Annotated in this window: 14 protein-coding genes; 9 read left to right on the top strand and 5 right to left on the bottom strand. The window is 60.8% G+C overall.

Annotated features, from left to right (window positions below; genetic code table 11):
• The first annotated feature begins 30 nt into the window (after positions 1-30).
• The 3 genes from ABID19_RS23235 to ABID19_RS23225 all read left to right on the top strand — a co-directional run bounded on the left by ABID19_RS23235 (position 31) and on the right by ABID19_RS23225 (position 1,998).
• Positions 31-468: a DUF1489 family protein gene (locus ABID19_RS23235; protein WP_354493286.1), complete on the top strand. Its 438-nt coding sequence runs from the start codon at positions 31-33 to the stop codon at positions 466-468.
• Positions 469-565: 97 nt separating this feature from the next.
• Entirely contained in the window at positions 566-1,300 is a 735-nt protein-coding gene (locus ABID19_RS23230; RefSeq protein WP_354493493.1) for a VWA domain-containing protein, read from the top strand.
• On the top strand, positions 1,300-1,998 hold the full coding sequence (locus ABID19_RS23225) for a DnaJ domain-containing protein (RefSeq protein WP_354493285.1): 699 nt from the start codon (positions 1,300-1,302) through the stop codon (positions 1,996-1,998). The genes ABID19_RS23230 and ABID19_RS23225 overlap by 1 nt, the downstream gene beginning before the upstream one ends.
• Before the next feature lie 43 nt (positions 1,999-2,041).
• Here the strand turns inward: ABID19_RS23225 and ABID19_RS23220 are convergent, their stop codons facing one another.
• Entirely contained in the window at positions 2,042-3,445 is a 1,404-nt protein-coding gene (locus tag ABID19_RS23220; protein ID WP_354493284.1) for a D-alanyl-D-alanine carboxypeptidase, read from the bottom strand.
• Between the two features lie 323 nt (positions 3,446-3,768).
• On the opposite strand from ABID19_RS23220, the gene ABID19_RS23215 reads away from it, so the two are divergent.
• The 3 genes from ABID19_RS23215 (at position 3,769) to clpA (ending at position 7,176) form a co-directional block, all read left to right on the top strand.
• Entirely contained in the window at positions 3,769-4,098 is a 330-nt protein-coding gene (locus ABID19_RS23215) for a phasin family protein (protein WP_354493492.1), read from the top strand.
• A 276-nt stretch (positions 4,099-4,374) separates the two neighbouring features.
• Entirely contained in the window at positions 4,375-4,701 is a 327-nt protein-coding gene (clpS, locus tag ABID19_RS23210; protein ID WP_189501641.1) for an ATP-dependent Clp protease adapter ClpS, read from the top strand.
• 6 nt (positions 4,702-4,707) lie between these two features.
• Complete coding sequence (gene clpA, locus ABID19_RS23205) at positions 4,708-7,176, top strand: ATP-dependent Clp protease ATP-binding subunit ClpA (protein WP_354493283.1); 2,469 nt, start codon at positions 4,708-4,710, stop codon at positions 7,174-7,176.
• A 79-nt stretch (positions 7,177-7,255) separates the two neighbouring features.
• Here the strand turns inward: clpA and ABID19_RS23200 are convergent, their stop codons facing one another.
• The 4 genes from ABID19_RS23200 to ABID19_RS23185 all read right to left on the bottom strand — a co-directional run bounded on the left by ABID19_RS23200 (position 7,256) and on the right by ABID19_RS23185 (position 10,277).
• Entirely contained in the window at positions 7,256-7,687 is a 432-nt protein-coding gene (locus tag ABID19_RS23200) for an HIT family protein (RefSeq protein WP_354493282.1), read from the bottom strand.
• A 130-nt stretch (positions 7,688-7,817) separates the two neighbouring features.
• Positions 7,818-9,035, bottom strand: coding sequence for a GNAT family N-acetyltransferase (locus tag ABID19_RS23195; protein WP_354493281.1), 1,218 nt, complete (start codon positions 9,033-9,035; stop codon positions 7,818-7,820).
• 41 nt (positions 9,036-9,076) lie between these two features.
• Positions 9,077-9,805 (bottom strand): glycerophosphodiester phosphodiesterase, encoded by a 729-nt coding sequence (locus ABID19_RS23190; protein WP_354493280.1) that lies wholly within the window; start codon positions 9,803-9,805, stop codon positions 9,077-9,079.
• Positions 9,806-9,812: 7 nt separating this feature from the next.
• Positions 9,813-10,277 carry a RidA family protein gene (locus tag ABID19_RS23185; RefSeq protein ID WP_354493279.1) on the bottom strand — a complete coding sequence of 155 codons (465 nt, stop codon included), beginning with the start codon at positions 10,275-10,277 and terminating at the stop codon, positions 9,813-9,815.
• Positions 10,278-10,415: 138 nt separating this feature from the next.
• On the opposite strand from ABID19_RS23185, the gene ABID19_RS23180 reads away from it, so the two are divergent.
• From ABID19_RS23180 to ABID19_RS23170, 3 genes are all read left to right on the top strand, one after another.
• Positions 10,416-11,246: a cell envelope integrity EipB family protein gene (locus ABID19_RS23180; protein ID WP_354493278.1), complete on the top strand. Its 831-nt coding sequence runs from the start codon at positions 10,416-10,418 to the stop codon at positions 11,244-11,246.
• 88 nt (positions 11,247-11,334) lie between these two features.
• The gene (locus ABID19_RS23175; RefSeq protein WP_354493277.1) at positions 11,335-12,636 is read left to right on the top strand and encodes a lysophospholipid acyltransferase family protein; all 1,302 of its coding nucleotides are present in this window, start codon (positions 11,335-11,337) and stop codon (positions 12,634-12,636) included.
• A gap of 54 nt (positions 12,637-12,690) precedes the next feature.
• Positions 12,691-12,969 carry a DUF4031 domain-containing protein gene (locus tag ABID19_RS23170; protein ID WP_352953466.1) on the top strand — a complete coding sequence of 93 codons (279 nt, stop codon included), beginning with the start codon at positions 12,691-12,693 and terminating at the stop codon, positions 12,967-12,969.
• The last annotated feature ends 142 nt before the right edge of the window (positions 12,970-13,111 follow it).

The following is a 13,111-nucleotide window of genomic DNA, read 5'->3' as shown; positions in this document are numbered from 1 at the left end:
GCCTTCGTGCGCCGGACTAAACCTTAATCCATGTCTCTCAATCTCATAAAGCTCTGTGTCGGTTGCGACAGTGTCGAAGATCTCGAAGAGTGGATCGCCTTCCGCCTCGACGAACGGCGGCGCGCCGGTGAACCGGTCGAGCATTACCATACCACCCGCATGATGCCGACGCGCGGCGCCGAGGTTACCGATGGTGGTTCCCTCTACTGGGTGATCAAGGGCAATGTGCAGTGTCGCCAGTTGATCACGGAGATCCGTCCTTTCACCGATGACGAGGGCATCGGCCGCTGTCACCTGATCCTCGATCCCGCGATCGTGCGCACCGACTGGCAGCCGCGCCGCGCCTTTCAGGGCTGGCGCTACCTGAAACCCTCGGACGCACCGGCCGATCTCGGTAAGGGCAAAGCGGGATTGGTCGAGATGCCGCCGAAGCTTAGGCGCGAGCTTGCCGATCTCGGCCTTCTCTGAGAGGGCCAAAGATTTCAAAGCTGCCGGGATCGCTGGCCCTCAAGGTCGCCTCGTGCTGGGCTTGCAAGCTGTGCGACAACGCCACATCTTGAATATCATGAGCGACAAGAAGCAGCAGCCCGTGCCTGCAAAGGACAATCCTGCGCCGATCGAGTCCCAATCGAGCACCGGCGAGATCGATGCCTTTATCCGTCAGGCCAGAACACTCGCGTCATCCGCGACCGGTTCTGGGAGGCTGATCCTTTCACTCGACGCGACGATGAGCCGCCAGCCAACATGGGATCTCGCCTGCGCGCTGCAGGGCGAGATGTTCGACGCCGTTGGCAAGGCCGGGGCGCTCAGCGTGCAACTCGTCTATTTTCGTGGTCTTGGCGAGTGCCGCTCATCCGCTTTCGTCACCGACACCGATGCCCTGAAGCAGCTGATGACCCGGATCGAATGCCGCAGCGGCCACACTCAGATCGGCAAGGTGCTCGCCCATACGCTCAAACAGACGGCGGCGACCAAGGTCAACGCATTGGTCTATATCGGCGATGCGATGGAAGAAAACTTAGATGACCTAGCTGAAAAGGCCGGCAGCCTCGGCCTGCACGGCGTTCCTGTCTTTGTCTTTCAGGAGGGCCATGATTCCGGTGCGGAAAAGGCGTTCAAGGAAATTGCGCGGCTGTCCAAAGGGGCTTGGTTCCGATTTGATCGACAGGCTGGCGCAACCTTGGCCAGCCTGCTTTCGGCGGTGGCGGTGTTTGCGACCGGCGGGCTGAAGGCACTGGAGGCCAGGGGCAGGCCGGAAGACCGGCTGATGATCGAAAATCTGCGGGGTGGCAGGAAATAATGGGCGCGATTATCGCATTCGTGGCATTGCTTCTGGTGCTGCTCGGCGTGGTCACGGTCTTTCTCCGTGCCGATCCCGCGAGATTAGCAGGCGCGATGCGGACGCTTGGGCCCGTCCTGCTGGGGCTGGTCGGCGTCGCCGTGCTTCTGGTCGGTCGCGAAGGCATCGGCGGGCTGATCCTGTCGATGGCGCTCGCCTGGTATGGGTCCATGCGGATGAAGCGGCCGGCGGCGAAACTCGAGCCTGGCAAGCGTTCGACGGTGCGCACCGCGGCACTCGAGATGGAGCTTGATCACGATACCGGCAGTCTGGAGGGGCTCGTGCTCGCCGGCCGGCATGAAGGAAAGATGCTAGGCACGATGAGCCTTGCGGAATTGCAGCAGCTTTACCGCGAACTGCCCGGCGACCCGGAGAGCCGCCAGCTGCTAGAGACGTATCTTGACGGCAGGTTTCCCATCTGGCGCAAAGACGCTGAGGCGAATGGTGGCGAAGGGCTGGGTGTTTCGCCAGGTTCGGGCGCCATGACTAAGGAGGAGGCCTACAAGATCCTTGGTCTTGAAGCGGGGGCCGCCGCGGCGGATGTCCGCAAGGCGCACCGCCGCCTGATGCAGCGCCTGCACCCCGATATCGGCGGCACGTCGTTTCTGGCGGCGCGGATCAACGAAGCCAAGGACGTCTTGCTCTCCAATCACAACTAGTCTCCTTCGACGCAGAATTTTCCGGGAGATCGTCTCCACGCCGCTACTGCTGGACGGCGTAGCACGCGATTTTCTGTTTCTTCAAAGCGTTGCAGGCTTTCCTCGCGGCAGTCTTGGAATCAAAGCCGAACCGGGCGCGGTAATAGGTGACGCCGTCCTTTTCGAAAGGGACGGTGAAGCCCGCAGCATCGGCCAGGACCGAAGGCGCCTGTTTGCTCGTCTCGTCCAGGAGCGCCTGGGCTTCGGACTGTTTTGGCGAGGAGGCGACCTGAACTGCCCAGCCGGACGGCACCGATGCCGTGTTGACGGGGTCGACCGCTGCCACCGGTTCGGCGTAGGCTGCTGCGACCCGTGCGGTCGCTACGTCGTCCGCCGTGGCTGCGGCCACTGTGCTGATTTTTTTGGTCCGAGAGACGGGCGTGGTCTGGACGACAGGGGTGATTTCTTCAGCGCCTGGCTCAGTGTCCTCAACAAGAGAGGCAATGACATCGTCGTCCGGCCTGGTGTCCGGCGTCGGCGCGTTGCGCTTGGGCAGGAACACCTTTGCCAGCGCGGTGATCGGATTGCCGCCGCCTGCCTTGGCGATCAGCATGCCGCTGCCGCGCGACGACGCCTTCGGCATGTAGGTGTTGATCAATTCGGCCATCTGGTTGTCGCGGCTGCCGCCGGACTTGCCGCCTATTACCACCGCGACGATGCGGCGGTCGCCGTCGTCGACCGACGAGACGAGATTGTAGCCGGAGGCCCGAGTGTAGCCCGTCTTGATGCCGTCGACGCCCTTGATGCGCCCAAGCAAGCGATTATGGCCGTTGATGCGCTTGCGGCCGTAGAGAAAGGAACGCTGCGAGAAATAACCGTAATATTGAGGAAAATGCTCCCGCAGCGCGATGCCGAGCACCGCCATGTCGCGCGCGGTCGTGAACTGGCCGGGATTTGGCAATCCGTGCGCGTTGCGAAAAACGGTCCCCTTCATGCCCAGCGCCCGCGCCTTGGCTGTCATCATCTGGGCGAAATTGGTTTCATTGCCGCCGAGAAGTTCGCCGAGCGCCGTTGCCGAGTCGTTTGCCGACTTGGTCACCATCGACAGGATCGCGGTCTCGACCGTGATCGCGCCGCCCGGCCTGACGCCGAGTTTCGTCGGCGGTTCGGCAGCAGCATTGGCCGAGAAGACGACCCGGGAGTTCTTGCTGATCTTGCCCTTCGCCATGGCCTCGAAGGCCAGGTAAAGCGTCATCATCTTGGTGAGCGAGGCGGGATAGCGCCGACCATCCGCATTCGAAGAATAAAGCACCTTGCCGGTCTTGGCATCGATGACGATGGCCGCCGACCTCGCCGCCATGGACGAAGCAGCATCGGCGACGACGAATGTCATCGCTAAAGCGAGGATCATGACCGTTTTCAAAGAAGACGCGGATTTGGAGAAAATGCCCGACAACGCCTGACGCACCGATGGTTCCTTTGAATTTTTGTTGCGTTGGAGGCGGCAAAGGTCCTGCCCCACTCCAAGCCACGCTATCGCGGCCAGCGTTACCAATCCGTTTATGGTAACCGCCGCGTTCACCATTTTCTTCGGGCTTGAGCTTTTGTTTATTCGAATTTTAGCCATTGCCGATGCACTGGGTCAGGGCACCGTGCGGGCATGATGGGCCATTGTGTCGGGCCGCACCCGGCGAAACATTGACTTTTTGTGCGCTGCACAATACATTGCTTGCACTGCACAAGCGGCCCGGGCAGGGCCTGTTCAATGGCAACCGTCAAGGAATGCGTGAAATGACCCAGACCTATGAAGATTTCAGCAAATACGGCAAGGAATTTGCCGATACCGGATTGAAGAGCTTCGCATCCTTTTCCAAAAGTGCGCAGGCCATCGCCACCGAGGCGGGCGAGTACACCAAGAAAAGCTTCGAAGCCGGCAGCGCAGCAGCCGAGAAGCTTCTGTCTGCCAAGTCGCTGGAGAAGGCGATTGAGATCCAGTCCGACTTTGCCAAGCAGTCCTACGAATCTTTCGTTTCCGAAGCCACCAAGTTTGGCGATCTTTACGCCGAACTCGCCAAAGAGGCCTACAAGCCGTTCGAATCAATCGTCGCAAAAGCGAAATAATTTCGTTATAAGACGTAAAGTCGGCCCTCGGGCCTGCAGGACAGACCCGGTCGCGAACGCGCGGCCGGGTTTTTTCATGACAATTTGAAAACAGGAGGCTTTGCTGGCTTCACGATTTCGAAAATCCGCCAAGTTTGGCCACCTAGCCATATTGTCAGCTAAACAGAAGGGCTTAAAATCGTCCATCGAACACCTACATGTCGAGCTCGCATGGGGATTTCGAAAAGGCAGGACTACGTGACTACAGGTTTGACTGCCACAAGGGATGTGGCGCGTATGCAAAACGGCGGCGACGGCAACGAGGCCGGTCGCGGCACGGCTGTCATCACGCGCACCAAAACCAAGACCAAGAAGCCTAGCCTTTATCGGGTCCTCATTCTCAACGACGACTACACGCCCATGGAGTTCGTGGTTCACGTATTGGAGCGTTTTTTCCAGAAGGACCGCGAAGCCGCCACACGCATCATGCTACATGTTCACAATCATGGAGTGGGCGAGTGCGGGGTCTATACATTCGAGGTGGCCGAGACCAAAGTGTCTCAGGTCATGGATTTCGCCCGACAGAATCAGCATCCGCTGCAATGCGTGATGGAGAAGAAGTGAGGTAACATGCCGGCTTTCTCCCAAGGCCTGGAAAAGGCGCTTCACCAGGCGCTGACGCTCGCCAATGAGCGGCACCACGAATACGCAACCCTTGAACATCTGCTGCTCGCGCTCATCGACGACACCGAGGCGGCCGCGGTCATGCGCGCCTGCAACGTCGATCTCGACGAGCTGAAGCATACGGTTCTCACCTATATCGACACCGAGCTCGACAATCTCGTCACCGGCTACGATGAGGATTCCAAGCCGACGGCCGGGTTCCAGCGCGTCATCCAGCGCGCGGTGATCCATGTGCAGTCGTCCGGCCGCGAGGAAGTCTCCGGCGCCAACGTGCTCGTTGCCATCTTCGCCGAGCGCGAGAGCCATGCGGCCTATTTCCTGCAGGAACAGCAGATGACCCGCTACGACGCGGTCAACTATATCTCGCACGGCATCGCCAAGCGTCCCGGCGCATCCGAGACGCGGTCGCCGCGCGGCGCCGACGACGAGCAAGGCGGCCAGAGCGGCGCCGAGCCGCAAGAGGATGGCGGCAAGAAAAAGCAGCAGCAGGACGCGCTGACCGCCTATTGCGTCAATCTGAACAACAAGGCCAAGGCCGGCAAGATCGATCCGCTGATCGGCCGCGAGTCCGAGATCAACCGCACCATCCAGGTGCTGTGCCGCCGTTCCAAGAACAATCCGCTCTATGTCGGCGATCCCGGCGTCGGCAAGACGGCGATCGCCGAAGGCCTTGCCAAACGCATCGTGGAGGGCGACGTGCCCGAAGTGCTGCACAACGCCACCATCTTCGCGCTCGACATGGGAACATTGCTGGCCGGCACCCGCTACCGTGGCGATTTCGAGGAGCGGCTGAAGCAGGTCGTCAAGGAACTCGAGGATTATCCGGGCGCTGTTCTGTTCATCGACGAGATCCACACCGTGATCGGGGCAGGGGCAACGTCGGGCGGCGCCATGGATGCGTCCAACCTGCTGAAGCCGGCGCTATCGTCCGGAACGATCCGCTGCATCGGCTCGACCACCTACAAGGAGTTCCGCCAGTTCTTCGAGAAGGATCGCGCGTTGGTGCGGCGCTTCCAGAAGATCGACGTCAATGAGCCGACCATTGAGGACGCGATCGAGATCATGAAGGGCCTGAAGCCCTATTTCGAGGAGTTCCACAAGGTTCGCTACACGGCTGAGGCGATCAAGGCTTCGGTCGAACTGTCGGCGCGCTATATCAACGACCGCAAGCTGCCGGACAAGGCGATCGACGTGATCGACGAGACCGGCGCCTCGCAAATGCTGGTGCCGGAGGCCAAGCGCAAGAAGACCATTGGCATCAAGGAGATCGAAGCGACGATCGCCACCATCGCCCGCATTCCGCCGAAGACGGTTTCCGCCGACGACGAGAAGGTGCTGGCCGGTCTCGACGTCGAGCTGAAGCGCGTCGTATACGGTCAGGATACCGCAATCACGGCGTTGACCTCGGCGATCAAGCTGGCGCGGGCCGGCCTGCGCGAGCCGGAGAAGCCGATCGGCTCCTATCTGTTCTCGGGACCGACGGGCGTCGGCAAGACCGAAGTGGCAAAGCAGCTCGCCGCCTCGCTCGGTGTCGAGCTGATCCGCTTCGACATGTCGGAATATATGGAACGCCACACCGTCTCGCGGCTGATCGGCGCGCCCCCCGGCTATGTCGGCTTCGACCAGGGCGGCCTGTTGACCGACGGCGTCGACCAGCATCCGCATTGCGTGCTGCTGCTGGACGAGGTCGAGAAGGCGCATCCGGACCTGTTCAACATCCTGTTGCAGGTCATGGACCATGGCAAGCTGACCGATCACAACGGCAAGCAGATCGACTTCCGCAACGTTATCCTGATCATGACCACCAATGCGGGCGCCTCGGATGCGCAGCGCGCGGCGATCGGTTTCGGCTCGACCAAGCGCGAAGGGGACGATGTCGAGGCGATCAACCGGCTGTTCACGCCGGAGTTCCGCAATCGTCTCGATGCGATCATCCCCTTCGGCTCGCTGCCGGTCCCGGTCATCCACCAGGTGGTGCAGAAGTTCGTCATGCAGCTCGAGGCCCAGCTCTCAGAGCGTGGCGTCACCTTCGACCTGTCGCAGGAGGCGATCGCCTGGCTGGCCGAGAAGGGCTATGACGAGCGCATGGGTGCGCGGCCGCTCGGCCGGGTTATCCAGGAGCACATCAAGAAGCCGTTGGCCGACGAGGTGCTGTTCGGCAAGCTGAAGAAGGGCGGTACGGTGCGCGTCACCGTCGAGAAGAAGGAGACCGGCGAGACCGGCCTGAAGCTCGAGTCTCTCGCCGACGAGGCGCCGGTCAAGCCGAAGAAGGAAGAACCGGACGACTCGCCGAAGCCCAAGAAAGCTGCCGCCAAGAAGCCCGTCGCGAAAAAGGCGATCGCGCAGAAGCCGGAGCCCAAGGGCAAGGATGGCAGCAAGCGCAGCCTGGTGCCGCAACTGCCCCGCAAGGGTTGACGGTCTGAAAGAAAAAAGCCCCGGCAACGGGGCTTTTTTTGTTGGATGGAGAGATAGACCCGGAGGCTATGCCCCGGCTTCAGTTTCCCAGCGCCGTTCGTATTTTGCCAGCGTTCTCAGCCAGCACTTCCGGCTTCTCCATCTGCCCGCTATGCGGCTTCAAGGGGATGCCCTCGAAGCGTGGAATGACATGCACATGGAGGTGATAGACGGTCTGGCCCGAAGCGGGCTCGTTGAACTGCATGACTGTAACGCCATCGGCATCGAAGGCCTTTTTCACCGCCACCGCCACCTTCTGAACAATTGCGAAGAGTGGGCCGAAGGTTGCCGGATCCGCGTCAAGCAGGTTGCGCGACGGCGCCTTCGGCACAACCAGCGTATGACCCGGCCCTTGCGGCATTACATCCATGAAAGCGACAACCGCGTCATCTTCATAGACGCGGTGCGATGGGATTTCACCGCGCAGGATTTTCGCGAAGATATTGTTGCTGTCGTAGGTGGCTTCGGCCATGGCGTGCGCTCCCGATTGTGCCTTGCTCTACCGCACCGACCCGAAAATCGGAATCGATTTTCGGAAAGTACGATGCGGAGATTCAACGTGTTAGAGCGTACTTTGTGCGTCCAATTGGACGCACGTCGCTCTAATCGTCTGCTAGATCCTTGCGGAATGGGGTGTGCTCTTCGAGATAGTCGCCCATCCGCTCCACTTCGCGCCGCTCGCGTCTGAGATAGTCGGCGACCGCATTGCGCAAGCCGGGATGCGCGATGTAATGCGCCGAATGCATGGTCACCGGCCTGTAGCCGCGCGCCAGCTTGTGCTCGCCTTGCGCGCCCGCCTCGACCACTTTCAGCTTACGGTCGATCGCGAAGTCGATCGCCTGATGATAGCAGACCTCGAAATGCAGGAAAGGATGGTCTTCGATACAGCCCCAGTTGCGGCCGTAGAGCGCGTCGGAACCGATGAAATTGATGGCGCCGGCAATGTAGCGTCCATTGCGCTTGGCCATCACCAGCAGGATGTCGTCGGCCATGCGCTCGCCGATCATCGAGAAGAACTCACGGCTAAGATAGGGCCGCCCCCATTTCCTGCTGCCGGTATCCATGTAGAAAGCAAAGAAGTCGTCCCAGACCCTTTCGGTCAGGTCCTTGCCGGTCAGCCAGTCGATCGAAATGCCGTGAGCGAGCGCCTCGCGCCGCTCCTTCTTCATCGCCTTGCGCTTGCGCGATGCCAGGGTGGCGAGAAAATCATCGTAGGTCGAAAAGCCTTCATTGAAGAAGTGGAACTGCTGGTCGGTGCGGTGCAGGAAGCCCGCCGCTTCCAGCGCCTCGACATCTTTCTCCTGCACGAAGGTCACGTGCGCGGAAGACACGCCGAGCTTTTCCGTCACCGCCTTCAGGCCTGCTGCCAAGCTGGCCTTCACGGCGCGACTGTCCTCGCCTTTGTTGACCAGCAGGCGAGGGCCGGTGACCGGCGTGAACGGCACGGCGCATTGCAGCTTTGGATAGTAGCGACCGCCGGCGCGCTCGAACGCGTCCGACCAGCCGTGATCGAAAACATATTCGCCCTGGCTATGCGATTTCAGGTAGCAGGGAACGGCGCCGAGCAGTTTTCCCTTGGCTGTCTCCAGCCTGAGATGATGACCCTGCCAGCCGGTGCGCCGCACGGCGCAGCCAGAATCTTCGAGTGCGCTCAGAAAAGCGAACGAAACGAGAGGATTGTAGCCGTTTTCTGTATCACCGCGTGCGGTGCCGCTGAGGCCGTCCCATTCCGCGCAGGTGAAGGCGCCGATGCCGGCGGCGACGCGGATCGCGTACTCCGCATTCGCCGTTTGCCCGTCGCCTTCATCGCCTTGATCCATAGGGCTTATTTAAGCTCCGTGCCGGTCCATGCAAGCCCGGCTCAAGCGACCTGCACAAGATCAGGCTCGAATCCCTCGAACGTCATCTGGTCGGCATATCTGAAGGTTAAGTCGACCGCCGGCTGGTCGAGCACGGTCCAGGTGATGACAGGCATTTTGAGCTTTTCGCGCACGAAGGAGACGAACCGGTTGGGCAGGTCGCCGGCGGCATACGAGGTGAAGGCAATGTCGTGTGCCAGCATGGCGAAATGCGCCTCGATCAGCTTGACGTCCTTGCCATAGGCGATCAGCCCGCCCGGAATGCCGGGTGCAAGTTTTGGGAAATCCCGGATCAGCCAGTGGTCGAACGACATGATCGCCGCCTTGCCCTTGTAGCGCTTGAGCATCTTGCCAACGCTTTCCACCAGGCCTTCGTCGTGACCGGGAACCCCTTTCAGCTCGACGACCAGCGGCACGCGGCCGTCGACCAGGTCGAGCGCCTGTTGCAGCGTCGGCAGATGGTCTGATGTGCCGCCGACCTTGAGCGCCGTCATCTCCGCCGCCGTGCGCTGCCAGACAAAACCGTCCTGGCCGGTCAGCCGCTTCAGGTCGCCATCGTGAATGACCACCGGGATGCGGTCGGACGACAGATGCACGTCGCATTCGATGGCATAGCCGCGCTCGGCTGCTGCGGCAAAGGCGGAAAGCGTGTTCTCCCACCGCGTCTTGTTCATGTCGTGCAGGCCGCGATGGGCGACGGGTCGGGCGGTCAGCCAGGAAAGATCGGTCATATCTGGCTCATTCGATTTCGAAGATGGCTTCGATTTCCACTGCGGCATTAAGCGGCAGCGAGGCGGCGCCGACGGCGGAGCGCGCATGTTTGCCGCGATCGCCGAGCACTGCAACCAGAAAATCCGAAGCGCCGTTGGCAACCAGGTGCTGTTCGACAAACTCCGGTGCCGAGGCAACGAAGACGGTGATCTTCACAAGGCGGCGGATTTTCTCGAGATCGCCGAGGGCTGCCTTGGCCTGCGCCAATATGTTGATCGCGCAGTATTTTGCTGCGTCCTTGCCGGTTGGCGTGTCAACCTCGCGGCCGAGCAGTCCGCTCGCCTGCAGCTTGCCATCCTTGAGTGGCAGCTGCCCGGCGGTGAACAGCAGATCGCCTGACCTTGAATAGGGCACGTAATTGGCGGCGGGTGCGGCGGCTACCGGAAGCGTCACGCCGAGCTCGCTTAGCCGCTTTTCGATTGTTTCGCTCATGGTATTTCCCTATTGCTTGATGACGCCGCGCAGGCCGGGCCGAAATTGCTATTTTTGCCTCGCTTCCGCCACGACTTTTTTTAAGCTGGACTATCTTTCCCTGCGGCCTGCCATCAGGCGCGACGATCGGAGCACCTCATGCGCGCAACACGCCTCGCATTCCATGCAGTCCTGCTGCCAGCGGTGTTCTCGATGGCGCCGGCTTTTGCGGTACCGGCGCTGCAGGCGCATCGCGCGGTCTATGACCTGAGCCTGGACAAAGCCTCAGACCGTTCGGGCATTACCGGCATTTCCGGCCGCATGGTCTATGAGTTCAACGGCTCGCCTTGCGAAGGCTATACGGTGAAGTTCCGCTTCGTCACCCAAATCGCCACCAACGACAATACAACAAAACTGACCGACCAGCAGACGACCACTTTCGAGGACGCCGAAGGCAAGACGTTCTCGTTCGTGACAAAATCCTTCGTCGACCAGAACCTCGACAAGGAGGTCAAGGGCACAGCGACGAAGGAGACGAAGGGGCTCAAGGTAGACATCGACAAGCCGGAGAAGAACAGCCTGGAACTCGCTGCTACCCAGTTTCCGACCCAGCATCTGGTCGAACTGATCGACAAGGCTGAAAAGGGTGAAAATTTCTACGAGACCAACCTGTTCGATGGCTCGGAAGATGCAGACAAGGTGATGACCACCACCGTCGTCGTTGGCAAGAAAGCCGATGCCGACAAAACTGATCCTGAAGCGCCCGCGCTGGCAAAGCTCGCCACTGACAAATATTGGCCTGTCGACATCGCCTATTTCGACGGCACCGACAAGTCAGGCGAGGAGGTGCCGGAATACCGGATCAGCTTCAAGTTGCATGAGAATGGCATCACGCGCGACCTGGTCATGGACTACAATGAATTCTCGATGACCGGCAAGCTGGTCAATCTGTCGTTGTTCGATCAGCCGAAAGCCTGTCCGCCGAAATAGGTCTTCAGGCCGCAGGCGGCTGCGAATGACTTGAACACGCCGCAATTGCCTTGCAGCCTCTACGCCGACCGGCGGTCGGGGGGTGGGGTTGAACAGGATCGATGTGTTCGTAGCGCCGAAGCCCAATCCGGCGCTGATCAAGATCATGACATCAGTCAACCGGCTTGTCATGCTGCACGGTATTCCCGGGTTTCGCGATCTGTTGCCGTTCAACCGCCTGGCCGGACTGCGCGGCGTCGCCAATGTCCGCCACATCGACTTTCCTGACGACGACCGACAGCGGCTGAGGGCCTGTTGCGGTGCAGGCAAGGCAACGTTCATCACGCCTAACCATCCGGAATTCTTTACCGACTGGATGATCGACAAGGAGATTGTCTCGCAGGTCAGTCCGCTCGCGGCATCCTGGGCCACGCATGGCGTCGTCAACGGCCTCGGCCGGTTCATGCAGAAATTCTGGCTGGCCAATAACCTGATCGCCCAGATTCCCGGCAACAGCGGGGCCGCCAAGGAACACTCGATCGCCTGGGCACTCAAAGGGCAGGGTGTGCTCTTGCATCCCGAAGGCGGCGTCGGCTGGCATGCCAACATCGTCGGTCCGCTGCTACCGGGGGCGGTCGAAATGGGGTTCGAAGCGCTCAAGCGCGGTCGCGCCACGGATCGGGATTCCAAGGTTTGGATAGCGCCGGTTGTCTGGAAGCTCGCTTTCACCAAAAACGCCGAGCCGGCGCTGGCGCGGGAATGTGCCTATGTCGAGAAAAGCCTGAAGATCGAACGTCGCGGCGCCGCCGATACGCTGCCGGAGCGCGTCCACCATATCTATGCGACGTTGCTGTCGCGCGATGAGATTGCCTGCGGCATGGCGCCCGACGAACGGGCTTCGTATGACGCGCGTCAGAAGCAACTGCTACTCGAACTGAGCCGGCGCCTGGGGGAGGGTATTTCGCTCGAACCCGATACCGACGAGATCGCCGAGCTTTTACGCAGGTCGCGCCGCTGGTTGCGGGAAGACACCGGTGACGCCGAGCGACAAAAACAGGTCCGGACGCTGGCAGACACGATCCAGCGTCTCCAACGCGTCGGACCTTGGGCCTGGGCCAACCCGCGCATCACGCAAGAGGAGATCGCCGAGCATTTGAAGCGCATTCGCAACGATTATTGCAAGGGCACGCTGCGCGACGCGATCAACCGGTTCGTGCCGCAACCGGCTGGGCCGCGCTGTGCTCATATCCGGGTGCCGGAGCCGTTGGGATTGCACGCCTATTCGGGCACGGTCGAAGACGCGCTCGCCGAACTGCATCGTCGCATGCAGGAGGCCATCACCAGGACCGTAGCCGAACTCGAAGCCGCTGGCGGCTTCATTTTTTATCCGAATCCCTTCTATCATCATTAGCAATGGATCTTGGCTCCGCTGGTCGGCGCAAGATGAAGGAGTGCGGCAAGCCCCATGGCGGTCTATGTCGACGCGGCGATCTGGAAATGGGTCGGCCACCGCTGGTGTCACCTGCTGGCCGACGACACCGACGAGTTGCACCGTTTTGCAGCACAGCTCGGCATCAAGCGCTCGTCCTATCAGGGACCGCCGAAGACATCGGCGCCGCATTATGACATAACCGGCTTCGAGCGCGACCGCGCGGTGCGGCTGGGCGCCATCGAATGCAGCCGCGAGGAGATAGTGGCTGTTTTCCGGCGTGTCCGCGTGCCGAAGGGGAAGATACGACTATAGCCCGGGTGCGCTGATCGCCGCACACTGAGCCGCAACACACCGCAGCGCTGTCGGTAGCTAATCAAGTTGTCCGGTTTTGGTAGCACATCACTTGTCCGCTTCAGTTTGCGTCGAAGCGGTTCACGCGGCTTGCCTGATGGGG

This window comes from Mesorhizobium robiniae (assembly GCF_040545535.1).
In the GTDB taxonomy this organism is placed as follows: Bacteria; Pseudomonadota; Alphaproteobacteria; order Rhizobiales; family Rhizobiaceae; genus Mesorhizobium; species Mesorhizobium robiniae.
This window is presented reverse-complemented; position numbering and strand designations above follow the sequence as displayed.

Coding starts and splice junctions, on each gene's coding strand:
- ABID19_RS23230 (WP_354493493.1), top strand. CDS start 566: ATGAGCGACAAGAAGCAGCAGCCCGTGCCTGCAAAGGACAATCCTGCG.
- ABID19_RS23180 (WP_354493278.1), top strand. CDS start 10,416: ATGCGCGCAACACGCCTCGCATTCCATGCAGTCCTGCTGCCAGCGGTG.
- ABID19_RS23225 (WP_354493285.1), top strand. CDS start 1,300: ATGGGCGCGATTATCGCATTCGTGGCATTGCTTCTGGTGCTGCTCGGC.
- ABID19_RS23185 (WP_354493279.1), bottom strand. CDS start 10,277: ATGAGCGAAACAATCGAAAAGCGGCTAAGCGAGCTCGGCGTGACGCTT.
- ABID19_RS23190 (WP_354493280.1), bottom strand. CDS start 9,805: ATGACCGATCTTTCCTGGCTGACCGCCCGACCCGTCGCCCATCGCGGC.
- ABID19_RS23170 (WP_352953466.1), top strand. CDS start 12,691: ATGGCGGTCTATGTCGACGCGGCGATCTGGAAATGGGTCGGCCACCGC.
- clpA (WP_354493283.1), top strand. CDS start 4,708: ATGCCGGCTTTCTCCCAAGGCCTGGAAAAGGCGCTTCACCAGGCGCTG.
- ABID19_RS23215 (WP_354493492.1), top strand. CDS start 3,769: ATGACCCAGACCTATGAAGATTTCAGCAAATACGGCAAGGAATTTGCC.
- ABID19_RS23195 (WP_354493281.1), bottom strand. CDS start 9,035: ATGGATCAAGGCGATGAAGGCGACGGGCAAACGGCGAATGCGGAGTAC.
- ABID19_RS23200 (WP_354493282.1), bottom strand. CDS start 7,687: ATGGCCGAAGCCACCTACGACAGCAACAATATCTTCGCGAAAATCCTG.
- clpS (WP_189501641.1), top strand. CDS start 4,375: ATGCAAAACGGCGGCGACGGCAACGAGGCCGGTCGCGGCACGGCTGTC.
- ABID19_RS23235 (WP_354493286.1), top strand. CDS start 31: ATGTCTCTCAATCTCATAAAGCTCTGTGTCGGTTGCGACAGTGTCGAA.